The following is an 18246-nucleotide window of genomic DNA, read 5'->3' on the forward strand; positions in this document are numbered from 1 at the left end:
CAGGTGGGCCTAAGAAACAGGGCTGGGGAAATGAGTTTTTTGTTTGGAGTAACTTTGTGAATTTGACTGAACGTGACTTGGCATTGGTGCGGTGTGTAAACCGCTTCGGCTTTTTGACGGTGGCTCAGGTTGCCCGTTTTTGGGGAGGGATTGATTTCTCCACGGCTGCGGCCAGGGTTCGGAAGTTGGTGAATGAAGGGATTTTGAAGCGCGCAGAGATGCCGCATTTTGATGTTCGTCCGCTCCTCGTCACCGACAATGGGCGTCTCTTCGCCGGCGATACTCTTCCGGCAGTGAAGGGCATTCGAGCCGCCACGTACTCCCATGACAGCAAGCTTGTTGATCTCGCCATGACCTGGAGAAGAAATTTGACGGGCGGTTTGAGACCGAGCGTGAGTACCGTTGGCGCAGACCTGATCGGGCCGGCGAGTTTCACGTACCCGATGGGCTACTTCACCGGGAAAACTCCACCGTCGGCATTGAACTGGAGCTGACCCAGAAGGCACCCCGCAGGCTTGCAGAGATTATCGACAGCCATGCGGCGAACCTCGAACTAAGCGAAGTCTGGTACGTCGTCACGGACGAGACCATGCGCGGATATGTGCGCCGCATCGCAGGCGAAAGCTCTCACATCAAGATCGTCAAATGGACCCCTAGCGGTACAGCTGCTGCGCAGAGAGGGAAAAGCAAGTGACCTCGAACGGTTCGAACTCGTCTGAGGACTTTGTCGTGGTTTTTCAGCTGCTGGTGGCTTTCGTCGGGGCAGTCGTTCTCGGCCCGGTAGGCATTGCAGCTGCCGTCTTGCCTTGGGTTGCGGCCTGGTACACGGGATCGCTGTTTGCATGTGCGCTTGGCTTTGTCTTTTCTATGCTGTTGACTTTGGCTCTCTACACGAGCGGGCGTCTGCACTCAGTTGCGCTGGCTCTGGTCGATCGCTTGCATGAGCCGCTCAGGACCTTAGATGCCTATTTGCTGGTGGATGCTTGGCTAGATCTAGCAAGCGATCCCTGGACAGCGGTTTCTCTCGCGTCCATCGGCATCGGCATTGGGGCAATTGCCCGACTGTTGTTCGAGGATGCGGCGAACTCTGGGACCAAGGGGCTCATTCGCCGCCGAGTTCGCCCTGCGCCAATTGCTTCATCCGCAAAAAACAAAGCAAGGTTGTTGCCGGCTGCATCAGGCGACAAGACCCTGGTCGGCGTGAACTGGCGAACGGGTTCACCCACGTTCATTACCGACAGTGCCTTGAACAATCACGTCCTGGTGGTGGGGACGACCGGGCGCGGAAAAACCGTCACCACGCTCAACCTAATTGAGTCACACATCGAGCGTGGGTTGCCGGTGCTCATCCTGGACGGGAAAGGCGATGTCAAGACAGGGCGCCAAGTCGTGGCATACGCCAGGCAACAGGGTCGCAAGGCATACCTGTTCCACCAAGACGAAAACGGCCAGGGCAGCGGGTGCGCGTACAATCCATTCACGTCCCAGGATTTTTCCGCCCTTGCTGACATGGTGGTCACTCTGCACGAATGGTCCGAGCCGTACTACCAGGTGTTGGCAAAAGGCTACATGCAGACGGTGTTCAAGGTTGCACTTGCGATCGGCCATCCTGTTGACCTGTTGAGCATTCAAGGACTCATGTCCGTTAAAGCCATGGTCAAGGCAGTGCGGGGCCGCGCCAAGACGATACCTAATGCCGAAAGCCTTCTTTCGGAGATTGTCGATCAGGGCAGCGCTGAGGATGCAGGAATTGAGGGGCTTCGCGCGCTTATCCGCAATCTGGCACGATCCTCGGCGGCTCATCTTTTTGATGTTAATGGCGGCGCTCCTGTCCTTCAACTGGACCAGGCCCGGGACGAAGGTGCGGTAGCATATTTCGCATTGCCCGCCCTGACGTTCCCTGATCTCTCCAAAGCAATTGGTAGGCTCGTGATAAACGATGCACGTAACACGCTGTCGCAGCGGGAAGGCCCTTGGCTGATCGTCCTGGACGAGATTTCGACCTTTGTCGGTCAGCAGGTGCTCAACCTTGTGAACCAAGGCCGAAGCTACGGCGCCCGTGTTGTTTTGTCGGGGCAAAGCTTTTCGGACCTGGAGGTCTCGGTTGTCGCTGGAGGGGCCCCTTTTCTGAACCAGGTTCTAGCGTCTGTGAACACTCTGATGGTTCACCAACTTAACTCGCCAGCGGATGCGGAACTGGCAGCGCAATATTCCGGTACCTACCAAAAGGTCGAGGTGACTGCACAGGTGGTGGAAGGGGTGGCAACTGGAGTTGGTTCGGCGAGAAGCAGTCGGGAATTCGTGGTGTCACCAGACGACTTCAAGGAATTGGGAACCGCAGAGGCTTATTTGATCTCAAAGAAGAGTGGTGGGCGACTGAAGATGTCGTGCCGCCTGTCTCGTATAGCAGGACAGCTGCCAGGGCTTCGGCCCGACCGAGCGTAAGGCGGTTGACGGCAAACATTGCCGACCTTCGCCATAGACTCTTCTTGTGTGGCGATAACCAACAGGCTGGATGGACTGCAATCCAGGTTTTGGATGAGCTCGGACTGAACTTAGTCAATGCAGCTTTTCTGATGGGGCTGCGCCCCTTCTCCCCTCAAGCACTGGACGCGAACGGCGCGACCCTGACGGTCTCCCCGGCCTTCCTTCCGATGGTCGTGCAGGCCAGGTGATACCCCTCCGCCATGGTCGGTGCTTGACGGTTCAATCCCCCTCATTGCCGGGAGCTAGCTGGGTTCATTCGAACCCGCATGCCAGGAGCCGGACGTGAAAAATGACCTTTAAGCATCGGGTCTGCATTGAGACAATGATTGACCCGATGCGGCGCTTTATCTCATCCAGCAACACCGACCACGTTCCCCTTAATGCACAAGGTCCAGCAGTTTGGCGTAGTCCGTCACCACGTCGTACTGCACCTTGTCATCCGTGATGCTGGCGCTGAGCTCACTGAAGAATCTGCGAGCGCACTTGATTTTCTCTTTTTCCAGCTCTCGCAAATTTAGTGTGGACATGGTGCCCTTGGTCTCTGCCACGAAGTAGACGTGCTTGACGCTGCCCCGCCGGAAAGAGATCGCCCAGTCCGGGTTGTAGTCGCCTACCGGTGTCGGGATCAGGAAACCGCGTGGGAGCTTGGCGTAGACGACCACCTCTGCGCTCGTATCCAACTCGCCGACAAAGCTGCGCTCGGTCGCCGAATCCACTATGCAGTAGTCGTACACGTGGTTCTTGAGCTTGGCGGTAGCGCGGCTGAAATCCTGACCGCTCTGCGCTGCCGTGAATATGCTGGTGTCGTAGTGGTCTTCGAGAGCGTTGTATTTCAGGCGCTTGATGATCGTAGCTGCCTTTTGCTCTTTGATTAGGCGGGTAGCCTCCGCAAGGAAATGCTCTGGGTTCTGGGCGAACTGGCCAAAGGTCAGGGGCTCGATGCCGGTCAGAATTTCCGCGACGGTTTTGCGCGTAAGCTCTGCCCCATCTGCGATATTGCCGACGATGTCGTAGGTAACATCGGAATGAGCGCTCACGCCATGCTCTGTTGCTGACCGCGTTTCGACAAAGCTTTCGCCGCTGGCAAGCTGCTCATTGGTCACGGCGGCAATCTGTTCGCCGGACTTCACGGTATACTGCAAGGGGGTAACGCGAAGATGGCTATCCAGGGCCTGGACGGCCTTCGATACCAGTTCTGACGAGTCGAAATCCACGCGATAGACGGCCTTGCGGTTGATCCGGCTCCAGAGCTCCTGGAATTCCTTTTTGTGGAAGTTATCGTTGAGCAAGTTGGGTTTACCTGCACGACCATCCCCGATTTGCGGGAGCTTGCTGTCGTCAAAGACGCTGTCAATAAGACCGATGATCTGGTCTAGGTAAGGGGTGAGCTCTTCGGACAGTCCCGCAAGTGTGCTCTCCTTCCGCGCCTGATGATAAGCATCGGTGATAGCGTCGCTGTCGTCAGCGTAGTCGTTCTTGACGAGATATCGATAGATTTGAGCCGCCATTTGCGGAGTGACCTCGACCGGGCCGTTAGGCGTTTGAAGCATCTTGCCGGTAAAGTAGGCGGCCGTGGCCTTGCGGGGGCGCGCGGACAGGCTTTCAGCTATTTCAGTTTGCAGACCTGCCACAAAGTCTTTGTAGCTCTCGCTGGCGACCACCGTGAGGACGTTTATCTCGTGGACAGTAGCCTTGTGGTCCATGCGGTCGCCCTGTTGGTTGACCGAAAGACGCAGACCGCGTCCGACTTCCTGCCTGCGGGAAATGGTGTTGTCAGAGTGCTTGAGCATGCACATTACGAAGACGTTGGGATTGTCCCAGCCTTCGCGCAGAGCGGAGTGTGAGAAGATGAAACGGGTGGGCTCCGCAAACGACAAAAGCCGCTCTTTGGCTTTCAGGATAAGATTATAGGCGGACTCGTCGTCTGACAGGCCCTTATCGTCGCCGGTTTTTTTGATCGAGGGATCAACCATCCGGTTTTGCTTATCGATGGAGAAGTAACCGCTATGGGTGGCGGCGGTTTCTATGCCTGCCAGATAGGCCCTATAGGCCTCGTTATCGATGGCAAGCTCACTGAGGTACTCGTCCCTGAGAGTGGCATATTCCTCCTCGAAAACGCGGGCATAGTCGCCCTTGGTGTCCTCGCGGGCGTAGTCGCGGTATTTGGCGACCTCGTCGATGAAGAAGAGCGATAGAACCTTGATGCCCTGGCTGAAAAGCTGCTTTTCCTTGTCCAGATGAGACTTGATGGTCTCGCGGATTTGGATGCGACGAATATCCTGCTCATTGACATCGCCATGGGGCTCACCGGCGCGCAAGATCAGGCCGTTGGTGAACTCGACACTGTCCTGATTGGCGTCGATCTGGGAGATCGTAAAACCCTGGTACTGGTCCAGGCCATTTGAGACGTCGTATAGATTGCGCCCGAATTCCAACCGTTTGAGCTGCCGCTTGATCTTTCCTGACTGGAGTTTCACCTCCATCTCGATGCGGGCAATAGGGGCGGACTTCGATATCTCGATGCCTTCCAGGTAGAGATAGGCATTGGTTCCCGCGAGGCCGCGTGTCTGGATGCCGCGCACCTGGATTTTCTTGACCAATTTCTCGTTGTAAGCGTCCAGGGCATCCAGCCGGTGGACCTTAAGATGCTGGGTCTTATGGGTCGCAGAGTAGCGCAGGATCATCAGCGGGTTGAACTTAGGCAGGGCGTCAAGCGTGGCCGCGCCTTCCATCTTTTGCGGCTCGTCCAGAATGAGAATGGGACGGTTTGCGCTGATGACGTCGATGGGCCGACGGGATTGAAAATCGTCCAACTCGTCGTAGATGCGTCGATTGTCAGCACCTTTGGCATTGAAGGCCTGGATGTTGATAATCATGACATTGATGCCTGCATCGGAAGAGAAGCTCTCCAGCTCGTGCAGGCTTTTGGAATTGTAGACGAAGAAGCGGGCCTTTTTGCCATAGGCCTCTGCGAAGTGGTCGGCGGTGATCTCCAAGGATTTCTTGACCCCTTCGCGAATGGCGATGCTAGGGACCATGACGATGAACTTGGACCATCCGAAACGCTTGTGCATTTCGAACATGGTCTTGATGTAGCAATAGGTCTTGCCGGTGCCGGTTTCCATCTCGATATCGAGATTAATGGCGGCTCCTGGCTTGTAGCTTTTGGGCGTGGCGGAGCGCTCGCCTTTGCGGTTGACTACCGAGTAGTCGTCCAGGGCCTTGGATACGGGTAGGTTCTGGTTCTTCTGAACGGTCTGAATGTTTGAAAGAAGCTGCTGCTCGGGGATGGAGATATCAGCGTTACGAAAGCCCTCATCGAAAGCACTGACCTGAGCTTTACGGCCTGGGTCAATTCGATAGGTAGGCCCACTCGACCGGGACTGACCGCCAAAGCAATCCACGACCGATTCTACGGCCTGGGTCTGGTAGGGCTGAACCTTGAACTTAAGCTTCATAAGCAGGGTGGTCTTTCGTAAATCTCTCGTACAGCTCTCTTAGGATGTTCACTCTTTATTCTACAATTCGCCACTCGGGCCGGGTCATTGACCCCTCATTGTGAATATAGCCATTCTTCCTTAAGCCACTGATTAAATTACCAATTTTGTACTTTTTTTGACTGTCGTCCAGCGCATCGCTGAGCTTATCCCAGAGGAGATCGTCGATGTCCTTTCGTGAGGCTCTCCCGAACTTTCGTAGATATTCGAGCACGAGCTTCTCATAGTGCTGGTCGTCAAACGGACGGGTCTTGATGTACTGAGCCTTCTGGGAGGTCGCCTTAGCAACGGACGCCGAAACCCGGAGATTGGGCCGCCGTCCTTCGATCAGGCTCCCCCGACGCAGGCGTACGACTGCGGTATTTGGGATAGGCAGCCCCTTTTGGACGCGATCAAGGGCCAGGACGTCCTCTAAGGCCAAGTCCGAGTTCTCCATGAGCATCCGAGTGTAGGCCGGATCGACGACACCGCCATGGATGGTGAGGCAGACGCTATTGGCCCCCAGGGCATAGTCGGGGAGAGGGAAGTAGCGCTTGCGCTGTTCATCGAACATGCGATGGATGCCATACCCCATGGTGTCGATCATGTTTAGCTCGACCATGGCCTGGGTCAGGAAGGGGTTGCGGTAACGCCGAGGTGTTTGGGTCCCCCTGACATATTCTTCCGGTTGGCCTTCGAAGAAGGCACCTTCATTTTCAAAGGTGAGCCGTGTCGGGTACTCGGTCACGATCACCCGACCGTTGCGGGAATAATCCTGATGGGCGATGCAGTTATGCAGGGCTTCCATGACGACCGTCTGGTCGTACTTGGAGACCTCATAGGGAAGCAGCTCGTCTTGCGGCAGCAGACGCAGCTGGATATTGCGGATGCGCTGATAAAGCTCGGTAGTGCTGAGCAGGAATGGCGGCCCGAAATGCTCATAGGCCCGCTCAGGCCCTTCAAGTTTCCAGGTCACCTGAGCCGGGTGGGGGGACAAGAGAAGGGCGGCTTCAGGCTTACCAAGAAGTAAGAGCGCAGCGCGGGTAATCTTGCCGTCCGTGATGAGCTTTGCGCGGGTGAGCAAGGTTTCAAGAGGCCAGGCTGCGACATCCTCTGACTCAAACCGTTGCGTATATTTGAGAGCAAAGTTTTCGCGAGCGCGCTGGAAGGCAGCGGGGTCCAGATGGTCCAAGGTTGCGCCTGGGACAAACTGTGCTGTCCAATCGGCGGCCAAGGTCTGATTGCGAATTTCGTCCTGCTTGTCGATCCCGAGACTGACGAGGCTTTCTCCTGCGCGGGCGTAGTAGTGACCGTTCCAGGCAATAGGCAAACCACGCGGCGCCGCAGGAATCTCCATTAGCACGACGCGTCCGGCGGGATCATTCAACTCATGGATATTGCGGAACGTAACATTGGGCTCCGCGCCGGATGATATCTGGTGCTTAAGCGACTGGAGCCGGTCCTGCTCTCTGCGGTAGTCCGTGCCAACAATGCTGCGGCTGGCGTTCTTGACTCCAAACACAAGCCATCCCCGATCAAGACCGCGCAGATTGGCCTCATTGCTGAGCGCCGAAAAGTAGCGGCCGATTTTGTCGGTATCGTAGTCAGCGCTCGCCTCTTTAAACTCCGTCACCTCATCTTCCCAGTTGGAGATAAGGGTCTGGAGCAGGGATTTGAGCGCGGCTTGATCCATTGCCTCAGATCACCTTCACATCGGTGTCGGGAGAGAGCTGTTTGAAAATTTGACCGGCATTGATTTTGACAGCGTCGGACTCAAAGCCGCTGTCCCGGAAGACAACGCGCATGGGCTTATGCCCGGCCAACTCGGTCACGAGAGCCTCAGAAATCTCTTTGTTGAAGCAAGCGATAAGGTCATACGGCTCCTCACTCACAAAGAAGACTGTCTTTCCTTGAATAGTCTGCATACGGATCGGCAAAGTAAGGTCTACACCCCAATCGACCAAAACTTGAAAAAGCAGGTCTTCTGGATGGTCGCGGTTGGGTTTGATATTTTCAATGACAGACAGAAGGTCAGCTTGTTTGGTATCTCGAGGGGTGTAGTGCACCTCGGCCATACTTGAAGTATCGATCTTCATCACACGAAAGCCGACGTCTCGATCCCAATTTTCATGACAGGCATTGGCCTGAACCGCCTCCCCTGAGGCTACCAATCGGTCCTTAGTTGTGTCCGCTATCGTCCGTTCCGAGCTTTCTCCACCTTTCGCTGCAATGAGATCTGGGAGCTGAACGAGGATAAATTTCCGCGCACCGCCATCGATGGCGTTTTGCATGACAACTGCATGGGCGGTGGTCCCTGATCCTGCAAAAAAGTCGAGTACAATTGCCTTCGAGCTATCTTGCGTCGCCCAAGACACAATTCTCCGCAAAAGTTCGACGCTTTTCTCCGTATCAAATTCTTCAGTTTCATTACCACTAAGGGTTAAGTCCATCCAGTTGTCAGAAAGTAGCTTCCCTTCTGATGGCGGCACATAGTATTGCACTGTACCCTCTTCGCTTTTTCGCACAAAATTCAGCTTTGTGTTCGTCGCGGTAAGATTATCGAGGTACCACTCGTCAAGAGACATATTTGAGGCTATCTCGTTCAGATACGTCTCATAATTGCCGACCGCCTCTTTCGTACGAGACTCTTCCCAACGCCACTGACCGCTATCGGGATTGATCCCGAAAAGCTCATATCGCATCGTCGGACGATCTGTCCCTCGCCAGAATGTATCCCACTTGCCGGGCTTAGATTCCCTGTGGCTTAAAGATAACTTCGGGAGACGGACGTCCTTATTTTTCGCATACAAAAGTATGTACTCGTGGCCCTGCGAAAGCGCGCTGACATCCTCAAATTGGGCTTGGACGTTCTTTATACCACGCCGCACTGCAATAGTATTCTTGTGACTTGTTTCTCCAAACACCTGATCGCATACAGCTCTCAATCTATGCACTTCATGAGAGTCTATGCTGATAAAAATCAGTCCGTCATCCGCAAGCAACGTTCGAGCCAACTTAAGTCTCGAATACATCATGCTTAGCCAGTCAGAGTGGAACCGTCCATTGGCTTCCGTATTCGCGACAAGTCGTTTTCCGTCAGTCTTCTGATTTGACTCAATTAAGTAATCCGCAACGGATTGGCTAAAATTGTCACGATAGATGAAATCATTACCTGTGTTATACGGGGGATCAATATAGATAAGCTTGATTTTCCCTAGGTATGTCTCCTGAAGAAGTTTCAACGCGTCGAGGTTATCCCCCTCGATAAACAGATTCTTCGTCGTATCGAAATTAACGCTCTCATCGCGGGCGGGACGGAGTGTCTTTGCAATCGGAGCATTGGCCGCCATCAAAGCCGCGCGCCTCCCAGGCCAATCCAGTCGATAACGCTCCTGCGGGCCTTCAACGATGTGGTCAGAAAGCTCCTGGCGAAGCTGGTCAAAATCTACTGCCAGCCGCAAGATACCGTTTTCATCGATAGCCTCGGTGACGCAGCCTGGAAATAGGTCGCGGATTTTTGCGACGTTTTCCTGCGTCAGATCGGGGCTATGCATCTTGAGCTTTTCCATCGGTCAGCTTTCCTTCCTTGGCGAACACCTATTGGCGACCGCCGAGGCCCTTGAGTTCCTGTGTCACCTGCCGGAGCTCGGCATTTATAGCGACACGCTTGTTGAATTGCTTTTCGCGGCTTAGGCGCGCCTTAATCCGCGCCAGTTCTCGCTCCTTGGCCCGTATCGCTTCCACCCGTTCGACGCGACACTCCAGTGGTTCGTCGGTCCCTATGGTGGCAGGCATCAAGGCCGTCAGAAGCCTATCATAGAGAACTGCCAGATTCAGAGCCGTTGGGATGGGTTGCCGGGACTTATCCTCAGCTTCCCAGCCCGAGGCAAAGTACTCGCTGACCACCCATTTGGTGGGGTCGGCAGCGTTACGGCGCTTGAATGCCGCCATAAGCTTACGTTTGCCGTCATAAGCCAGCTCGAAGATAATCGGGAAGGGGATAGCGGTGTCTATGGCGCGAAGCACATCTTCCTGAAGCTGCGGGGTGCGCAGCGCCACACCAAAAACCTGAATTTCCGTAATAGACTGGGTGGCTGGCAGATTGATGGTTTCTGGCGCGAGCTTGTAGCGCCAGGTGATCTGGTCCACCTGATCAACGAACATCTGCCGCACGCGGGTGTGGACGCTCGCATGCCCATAGATTTTGGATTTTGCGACAACGCGCCCGAATTGGGCGGCCTTGGGATACTCAAAGAAAACCACTAGCCAGCCTCCTGCACCACCAGGAAGGCGACGAGCTCAAAGTCATCTAGGCCAGCGATGCTATCGACGAGGGCAGACGTGCGTCCCCCGCTGAACAAGCTGTCAACGTCCCGCTCCTCCTTGACCTCAATCATGGATCGAATGGCGTCGCCCAGTAATTGGGAGTGATGGCCCATATCGCGGCCGTCGTCGGTCTGTGTGTTGAACAACCGACAAACGTGGTGGATGGGTTCGTCCTTTCCTTTACAGCTAGCCCTGATCAGGTCGAGCAGTCGCTTGACCTCCGTGTGGTCGACAACGACCTCACCGGCATTGGAGATGTAAATGAGGTAGTAGGGGTGCAGCCGGTTTTGCTGATTGATGTTCACGCCGTGGTGGATGTTTTTCAGGGTGAATATGACGCCGGGCTTTAGCCCTAGAGCGTCGTTTGCTGGAACAACCGCATGCAGCCCATTTGGCATGCGAGCGATGTCGCCGTGCTGCCGGGCGTAGTTCAGCAAATCCATGCGGAAATCGTTGAGGCCAAGGTCGGTGATGGAAACGCCGGTTTTGAGGTCTTCAAGCTCAAGCACCTCTTCCTGAAGACGCTTAAGCTGGTCCTTGCGATAAGCAATCTCACTACTTTTGGATGTGAGAACGTTGTCGTCGCCGGTCGCGGTGACGTCCGCGATCATCATGCGATTTTCGACCCGTTCCTTGAGGTTGATGTACTCGTCCAGGCTGATATCCGGCCAATAATTGACGAGCTGAATTTGGTCGTTGGGAGAGCCAATGCGGTCAATGCGGCCAAAGCGCTGTATGATGCGAACCGGATTCCAATGAATGTCGTAGTTGATCAGATAATCGCAATCCTGCAGATTTTGGCCTTCGGAAATGCAGTCCGTCGCAATCAAGACGTCAATGTCATGCTTTTCCTCCGGCATGGTGAGGTGCCGTTCTTTGGATCGAGGCGAGAAGAGCGTCAGGATCGACTGGAAGTCGTAGTGCATCGTCAGGGTACTCTTGGGACTGTCAGAGCCTGTGAGGCGGGCGACGTTCAACCCATAGGAGTCGTTCAGGTCGCGAGCCAGGTTCTTGTAGAGATACCCTGCCGTATCGGCGAAGGCTGTGAAGATAAGAATCTTGCGGTTCCCGGCATTGATCGGGTTTGCGATCTTGTGGGCGATCTGGGCCTTCAAATGCTGAAGCTTTGAATCATCCTCTGGCGCGATGAGGTTCATTGAATCCAGCAGCCCCTCGATCAACGCCAGGTCGCCCGTCAAGTCATGTTTCCAAGATTGCACATCCATATCGGCGAGATCGATCTGGACCTTCTTTCCGACGGTAAACTCGCCAAGACCGCTGAAATTTTCGTCTTCTTCGTCAAACTCCGCCAAGTCACCGGTGAAGTCCGACACCTCCACCTTGGTGCCTGAACGTTCAAAGCTCGCGATGGAATTGAGTGTGTTTTCGAGGTTTCCTTTCAAGGAGCTCAGGGTCAGCCGGAACGCCTCTACCGAACTTTCTAGCCGCTTAAGCAGGTTTGTGGTCATGAGGGCCTGGAGGCTACGCTCCCGATCCGCCTGGCGGAGTCTACCGCCACCACTGGACACTTCCGTGTCGTACATCTCAGCGTATTTCGCCACGCGGCTCTGAAGAACATAGTTGAGCGGTGCATAGACCGCGAGCTTGAGCAGCGACAATTGCCCAAAGATATTGTTCAGGCTCATGACGTCGTCACGGCTGGTCATAGGCGCACGGAACGACAAAGGCTTTAGGCGCTCGGGAAATTTCCCTATCTCGGCCATGTCATAGAAGGTCTCAATGTGCTTCCGGGATCTGGCGATGGTCACGCTGTCGAGCAGATCGAAGAAATCGAAGTCGAGCATGGATAGAATGGCGGAAGCAGTTCGGTCTTCAACTGGAAGCTTGGACCACACGTTAAATGCCGTCTGAGCCTTCCGGAAAGTTTCTTCGACGCTCGTGTCGGATTTGAGCTGTTTGCTCAATGTCTCGGACTGCCCTTCGTAGGCTAGGGCAAGTTGGTTTCTGAGGTCAGTAAAGCGGTTGTTGACGGGGGTCGCAGAGAGCATGAGAACTTTCGTTTTCACGCCCGCCCGGATCACCTGATTCATAAGCTTCTGGTAGCGAGTTTCCTTGTCCTTATAGACATCGTTATTCCGGAAGTTATGTGACTCGTCGATCACGACAAGATCATAGTTGCCCCAGTTTACGCGGCCGAGCGGCATACCCAACGACTCGCCGGAAGTGCGGGAAAGGTCGGTATGGCATAGGACATCGTAGTTGAAACGGTCTTTGGCGAAGATATTGGTCTTGAGGTTCTTGTTGTAGTTTAGCCAGTTGTCTGCCAGTTTTTTGGGGCAGAGAACGAGGACCGAGCGGTTTCGAAGCTCGTAATATTTGACGACCGCAAGAGCGGTGAAGGTTTTGCCCAGCCCTACGCTGTCCGCCAGGATGCAGCCGTTGTAGGTCTCCAGCTTGTTGATAATGCCGGTTGCGGCGTCGCGCTGGTAGTTAAACAGCTTCTTCCAAACGACGGTGTCCAAATACCCAGTGCGATCATTGGGAAGGACATCCTCGTCGATCTGTTCGAGAAATTCGTTGAACAGGTTGTAGAGGATCAGGAAGTAAATGCGCTCTGGTGAGTTCTCCTGGTAGACGGACTCAATGTGCGAGCAAAGCGACTCCGTTACGTCTTGAACCTTCTCGGGGTCCAACCAGATTTGGTCGAACAAATCTAAATAGGTCGTAGTGTAGGGCGCCCCGTCAAAGCGGTTGACGATGTTGGACATAGCGTTGCCCTTTTGGTAGCCGAGATCGACCGCAGTGAACCCGCTGACAGGCATATAGGCGGTCTGTTTGTCGGCACCATCGACGCACACAAACTGCTGCATCGGAGATTTTGTGGAGTTAGAGCGGAAGCGCGCTTTCTTCCTAATCCAGTCGGCGCATTCTCGCGCAATGGCGCGTTGCGTAAGCTTGTTGCGGAGCTGAATTTCAAACTCGGAGCCGTAGAGGCTGCGCTCACGCTGCATTTTGGGAATGAAGAATTCGCGTCGCTCGCGTTTCACCTGATCGGTGGCCTCTTCGGGCACGAAAGTTGGCGCGGTGAAAATGAAATCCATCCCGTCGATGGTCTTGAGTTCGGCTCTAAGGGCCTCGAAGGCAAACATCGAAAAGCAGGACGCCGCGATCTTGAGACGATCACCTTTGCCTAAAGAAGACTTGAGGTCATCCCCGAGTAGGTCTGAAATATTGTCTATGATTTTCACTGCCACTCCCATCAGCGAAGCAATTATCTAGCACAATCAGTTTTTTAGCAGTCGCATCATCGTTACATACCTGGTCGCGATCTGACCACCATGTGGATGGATGACATGATTGAATGGCCCTAGCGGCTGATGTCGAGGTGGACGGCAGCCCCCTATAGACCTTGTGACGCGGAGCTGTTGGTCACCGATCTGCGGTGTGGGAATGAAATCTAACAGCCCACTGCGCGATTGCGTCTGGCCCACACCATTGGTACACAAGGTAAGATCAACGCGGTTGCAGCGCCCAGGTTTTGGGCTTTTTTGGTGCTTGTCGGCAGAGTCCCTCTCTCTACGCCACAAAATTCAAACTTCCGAAATCATCTGCCCCCGACCAATCCGGCACATCCCGGTTGTACTCCCGAGACCTCATGTGTGCCCAATATCTGGTTCGCAAAGACTCTGCCTGAGTCTCTAGTTTCGAACGCCGGCGAACATGAACTAAGATATGACTCCTTTCCAAGGCCCGTATTCCCCCTTTGCGCAATGACTGCCATTCAGGCCACAAAGCGTGCACTGGTCATGGTAGCTGTTGCTCAGGTACTCTCGTGACGGCAATGAGTGATGGATGCAGAAGTCGGTAGACCGCGCCTGAACCGCAACTGACCGTCGACGCGGTCACGAATTTTTGGGACGAAGCTCTGGATACAGCATGATGTCGTCCAGCATTTGGTCCGATGAGAACACCGGCGGATTGCTCGGGGGCTGGGCCTAATGACCACAGCCATGAACGGGCGCCTGCTGCCAGCAAGCGGTCTGTTTTGCTGCGTAAGCTGACTTCAACGACGGAACAGGCCGCTAAGCGGCAACGCCATCCACAATGACATGGTCGAACTGGCGCGAGCATTTCTCGATCCGCGCATCAACGCCATAGACACGGCGCAGCATGTCGGCGTTGATGACGTCGAGAGGCGAGCCGCAAGCCTGCATCTTGCCATCGGCGATCAGCAGGACCTTGTCGGCAAAGCGCAGCGCCTGGTTGAGATCGTGGATCGCGATCAACACGATCATGCCCTTTTGCCGTGCTTGTGCCTGCATGAAGCTGAGCACTTCCACCTGCCGGTGCAAGTCCAGGGCGCTGGTGGGCTCGTCCATCAACATCACGTCGGGCTCGCGCACGAGGGTCTGGGCGATGGATACCAGTTGCCGTTGCCCCCCGCTGAGCGCCCCAAGGTCGCGAAAGGCGATCGGCTTGATGTTGAGAGCCGCCATCACCTGGTCGATGAACCGCAGATCGGCATCGTCCACCGACCAGCGGCTGCCTTGCTTGCGGGCCAAGAGGATCGACTCGTAAACCGTCAGCACCGCATTGGCCGACGTGTCCTGCGGCATATAGCTGATCGCCTTCTTGCCCTTACTGGTATGGGCAAGGCTGACCTCGCCCGGCCCGCTGAGCAGCCCGGCAATGCGCTTGAACAGCGTCGACTTCCCCGCCGCATTGGGGCCAATCACCGCAACGATTTCACCGGAATGGAATTCGGGGGTGCTGACGGCAGCGATGGTGAGCTTCTTGCCGTAAAACGCACCGAGATCCCGGAGCTGAAGGCTTACCATGAGCGCCTCACATTGGAGAGGATCAGCGAAATGAAGAACGGCACGCCAACCAAAGCGGTGATGATGCCGATGGGGAAAACGACACCGGGAATGATCGACTTGGAGACAATCGAGGTGAGCGACAAGAGCAAGGCTCCGGCGAGCACCGAGCCTGGCAGGAAGAAGCGCTGATCCTCACCCAGTATCATGCGGGCGATATGGGGACCAACGAGGCCAACAAAGCCGATCGTGCCGACAAAGCTCACCGGCACCGACGCCAGGAGCGAAATGATCAGCATGGTCTCGAGCCGGATATAGCGCACATTGACGCCAAAGCTCGCCGCCTTGTCTTCGCCCAGCCGGATGGCCGTCAGGGCCCAGGCGTTGCGGGCAAACAGCGGCAGCGCCACCAGCAACACGGCCAGCGTGATCCAGATCTTGGGCCAGGTCGCCTTGGTCAGGCTGCCCATGGTCCAGAACACCACCTGCGACAGCGCCTGTTCGGACGCCAGATATTGCACGAAGGCCAGGAGCGCATTGAAGGTGAAGACGAGGGCGATGCCCAGCAGCACCACGGTTTGCACGGTGACACCGCGCATTTGCGACACGAAATGGATGAAAAGCGTGGCGAGCAGCGCCATGACAAAGGCGTTGACCGGAACGATCAGCCCGGCAGCAACCGGGATGAGCGGCACGGTCGTGACAATGCCAAGGGCGGCGCCAAAGCTGGCTGCGGCCGAAATCCCCAGCGTAAAAGGGCTCGCGAGCGGATTAGCGAGAATGGTCTGCATCTGTGCGCCGGCAACCGATAGCGCGGCGCCGACAACGATCGCCATGACGGCCACGGGCATACGGATGTCCCAGACCACGGTGCGTACTTGCGCCGACACCGCATCCGGATTGAACAGCGCCAGCACCACCTGATCGAGACCATAGCGTGCCGGCCCCCAAGCGAGGTCGACCGCAAAGGAAAAGCAAAGCGCCAGGCTCAGCCCTCCCAAGATAAGCAACTTGCGACGGGTGCGGGCGCGATATTCACCGCGCCCTTCAGCCACCGCTTCCGTCAGCAGAGAGCTATCCGCGGCGGCCATGATTTACTCGTCGGCCTTGAGCGACAGCCAGGAGCCGGGCTCGTATGCGATGGGCAGGAACCGATCGTAAAAGGCCTTGAAGGTGGCGTCAGGATCGGTGTCGGCGAAAAGGTCGGGGTGGAACCACTTCGCCATCTCGGCAATCGCCACGAACTGGTAGGGGCTCGTATAGAACTGGTGCCAGATGGCGTGCACATTGCCCTCGGCCACCGCGGTGGAGCCGGTAAAGGCCGGCGCCTCGACCAGCGACGCGAGGATCGCGCGGCTCGCTTCGGCATCATCGGCAGTGCCCGGGCCGACGCTGACAAAACCAGCGGCATCCGGTGAATTGGTCCAGTCCGAGCCGGTTACGACGATGATGTCGGGGTCCGAGGCGATGACCTGTTCGGGATTGATCGAGCCGGTATAGCCGGGCAGGAAATCGGAACCGAGATTGTTGCCGCCGGCGAGCTCGACCATGAGCCCGAAATTGTCGGGACCAAAGGTGCCGCAGCATTCAACCAAACCGGCAGCGCGATACATGAAAACGTCGGGCCGCTCGGGATTGTTCGCCGCCAGCACGGCCGCGATCTTGTCCATTTCGGTCTGCCAGAAATCGGCGACTTCCTGGGCGCGCTCTTCCTTGCCAAACAGCTGCCCTAGGATGTGCAGGCTGGGCACGGTGTTGTCGATGATGTGCTCGCGGAAGTCGACATAAACGATCTTGACCCCGATGCCCTCGAGCATCTCCTCGAGCTTGACCTCGTCAGCTGCGGTCTTGTTGCCGATTGGCAAGATCAGGACGTCTGGATCCAGCGTCACCACGGTTTCGGTCTGCAGCGTGCCATCGGTCAGATTACCCAGGAATGGCAGGTCCTTGGCCTCCGGGAACTTGGCCGCATAGGCATCGAAGGACTTCTGATCGGTGGTCCACAGATCATTGCGCCAACCCACGACCTTGGCGAAGGGGTTCTCGGTTTCGATCGTGGCCAGCGAATAGAGCATACGCCCTTCGCCCAGGATGACCCGCTCGACGGGCGCATCAAAGGCGACTTCGCGCCCGGCGACATCAGTAATCGTGAACGCTTGGGCCCACGCAGGCAGAGAGAACGACGTCAACACGGCCAGCGCCGGCACGAGCATCAGACGCGACATTTTCATTTTGCTGTCTCTCGGAAAACTTGATACGCAGAGTCAGCTATAAAAGATGAACTCCAAGATCAAGAATTATCTTTTAGAGCAATTATAAGGTGTTAGGCAGAAACATGAGTGGCTTCGGCGCAAACTATTCTATCCGCGATGAAATTCGGGAATTCTGGTCCGAACGGGCAGCGACCTTCGACCAGAGCGTCGGGCATGAAATCTTCTCGGAAGCCGAGCGCCGCGGCTGGCACCAGCTGATCCGCAAGCATCTGGGCGATGGCGCGGGAAGAAAGGCGCTCGATCTGGCGAGCGGCACTGGCGTTATTTCCCACCTGCTGCACGACATGGGCTTTGCGGTGACCGGTGCTGATTGGTCCGAAGCCATGCTGGCCCAGGCGCGCGCCAAGTCGCTCCAGCGCGGCTCCAATATTCGCTTCATCATGCGCGACGCGGAAAATACGCAGGAGCCGCGCGCCAGCTACGACGTCATCACCAATCGCCACCTGGTCTGGACGCTGGTCGATGCGTCGGCCGCCTTCGAGGAGTGGTTCGAGCTGCTCAAGCCGGGCGGCAAGCTGTTAATCGTCGATGGCAATATGGGCCGCAAGAGCTGGGTCACCCGGCTCCGGCTACGCTTCGGCGGCAAGCCCGGCCACGGCAACCTCGCTCCGGGCATGGCCGAGCGGCTGCAGCGCATCCGGGAACATGTCCACTTCTCCGGCGAAATGCCCGCTGAAACGGTGGTCGCCGAACTGCTCAAAGTCGGCTTTGTCGATCCAGTCATTGACCGCCAGCTCATCGCCATTCACTGGCCCCAAGCCCGGAAGATGAGCTTCTGGCGCGGGCTGGAGCGGCTTACCCAGGACCGCTTTGCGATCTGCGTTCGCAAGCCGTGATATTTGCTCCGGCTCTTCTTATCCAAAGCGGCGCTACATTTTAAGCCAAGGTTATGCCTTTGCCCTCCAC

At 56.0% G+C, this 18246-nt stretch carries 11 protein-coding genes; 3 read left to right on the plus strand and 8 right to left on the minus strand.

Translation table 11 applies throughout. From position 1 onward, the window contains the following. Positions 1–56: 56 nt before the first annotated feature. Positions 57–494, plus strand: a complete 438-nt coding sequence (locus AC3YMN_RS06035; protein ID WP_489889317.1) for a hypothetical protein — start codon at positions 57–59, stop codon at positions 492–494. Between the two features lie 196 nt (positions 495–690). Next, on the plus strand, positions 691–2445 hold the full coding sequence (locus AC3YMN_RS06040) for a type IV secretory system conjugative DNA transfer family protein (RefSeq protein ID WP_489889319.1): 1755 nt from the start codon (positions 691–693) through the stop codon (positions 2443–2445). A gap of 419 nt (positions 2446–2864) precedes the next feature. Here the strand turns inward: AC3YMN_RS06040 and AC3YMN_RS06045 are convergent, their stop codons facing one another. The 8 genes from AC3YMN_RS06045 to AC3YMN_RS06080 all read right to left on the minus strand — a co-directional run bounded on the left by AC3YMN_RS06045 (position 2865) and on the right by AC3YMN_RS06080 (position 17298). Continuing rightward, positions 2865–5945 carry a type III restriction-modification system endonuclease gene (locus AC3YMN_RS06045; protein WP_489889320.1) on the minus strand — a complete coding sequence of 1027 codons (3081 nt, stop codon included), beginning with the start codon at positions 5943–5945 and terminating at the stop codon, positions 2865–2867. Positions 5946–6000: 55 nt separating this feature from the next. Then, complete coding sequence (locus AC3YMN_RS06050) at positions 6001–7656, minus strand: RNA-binding domain-containing protein (protein WP_489889321.1); 1656 nt, start codon at positions 7654–7656, stop codon at positions 6001–6003. 4 nt (positions 7657–7660) lie between these two features. Next, positions 7661–9532, minus strand: coding sequence for a site-specific DNA-methyltransferase (locus tag AC3YMN_RS06055; RefSeq protein WP_489889322.1), 1872 nt, complete (start codon positions 9530–9532; stop codon positions 7661–7663). Positions 9533–9560: 28 nt separating this feature from the next. Next, positions 9561–10226 carry a DUF4391 domain-containing protein gene (locus AC3YMN_RS06060; protein WP_489889323.1) on the minus strand — a complete coding sequence of 222 codons (666 nt, stop codon included), beginning with the start codon at positions 10224–10226 and terminating at the stop codon, positions 9561–9563. Beyond that, positions 10226–13498 carry a helicase-related protein gene (locus AC3YMN_RS06065; RefSeq protein WP_489889324.1) on the minus strand — a complete coding sequence of 1091 codons (3273 nt, stop codon included), beginning with the start codon at positions 13496–13498 and terminating at the stop codon, positions 10226–10228. The genes AC3YMN_RS06060 and AC3YMN_RS06065 overlap by 1 nt, the downstream gene beginning before the upstream one ends. Before the next feature lie 834 nt (positions 13499–14332). Beyond that, positions 14333–15088: an ABC transporter ATP-binding protein gene (locus AC3YMN_RS06070; protein ID WP_489889325.1), complete on the minus strand. Its 756-nt coding sequence runs from the start codon at positions 15086–15088 to the stop codon at positions 14333–14335. Continuing rightward, positions 15082–16158 (minus strand): FecCD family ABC transporter permease, encoded by a 1077-nt coding sequence (locus AC3YMN_RS06075; RefSeq protein WP_489889326.1) that lies wholly within the window; start codon positions 16156–16158, stop codon positions 15082–15084. The genes AC3YMN_RS06070 and AC3YMN_RS06075 overlap by 7 nt, the downstream gene beginning before the upstream one ends. 3 nt (positions 16159–16161) lie before the next feature. Continuing rightward, positions 16162–17298 carry an ABC transporter substrate-binding protein gene (locus AC3YMN_RS06080; RefSeq protein ID WP_489889327.1) on the minus strand — a complete coding sequence of 379 codons (1137 nt, stop codon included), beginning with the start codon at positions 17296–17298 and terminating at the stop codon, positions 16162–16164. Between the two features lie 104 nt (positions 17299–17402). Here AC3YMN_RS06080 and AC3YMN_RS06085 point away from each other — a divergent pair, with 104 nt between their 5' ends. Then, positions 17403–18176: a class I SAM-dependent methyltransferase gene (locus tag AC3YMN_RS06085; RefSeq protein ID WP_127751660.1), complete on the plus strand. Its 774-nt coding sequence runs from the start codon at positions 17403–17405 to the stop codon at positions 18174–18176. Positions 18177–18246: the final 70 nt, after the last annotated feature.

Source organism: Devosia sp. Z11_6 (assembly GCF_058133665.1).

What these genes read in the sequence shown, in the direction of transcription:
- AC3YMN_RS06045 (WP_489889320.1), bottom strand. Translation starts at nt 5,945, where the DNA reads ATGAAGCTTAAGTTCAAGGTTCAGCCCTACCAGACCCAGGCCGTAGAA.
- AC3YMN_RS06050 (WP_489889321.1), bottom strand. Translation starts at nt 7,656, where the DNA reads ATGGATCAAGCCGCGCTCAAATCCCTGCTCCAGACCCTTATCTCCAAC.
- AC3YMN_RS06055 (WP_489889322.1), bottom strand. Translation starts at nt 9,532, where the DNA reads ATGGAAAAGCTCAAGATGCATAGCCCCGATCTGACGCAGGAAAACGTC.
- AC3YMN_RS06070 (WP_489889325.1), bottom strand. Translation starts at nt 15,088, where the DNA reads ATGGTAAGCCTTCAGCTCCGGGATCTCGGTGCGTTTTACGGCAAGAAG.
- AC3YMN_RS06075 (WP_489889326.1), bottom strand. Translation starts at nt 16,158, where the DNA reads ATGGCCGCCGCGGATAGCTCTCTGCTGACGGAAGCGGTGGCTGAAGGG.
- AC3YMN_RS06080 (WP_489889327.1), bottom strand. Translation starts at nt 17,298, where the DNA reads ATGAAAATGTCGCGTCTGATGCTCGTGCCGGCGCTGGCCGTGTTGACG.
- AC3YMN_RS06085 (WP_127751660.1), top strand. Translation starts at nt 17,403, where the DNA reads ATGAGTGGCTTCGGCGCAAACTATTCTATCCGCGATGAAATTCGGGAA.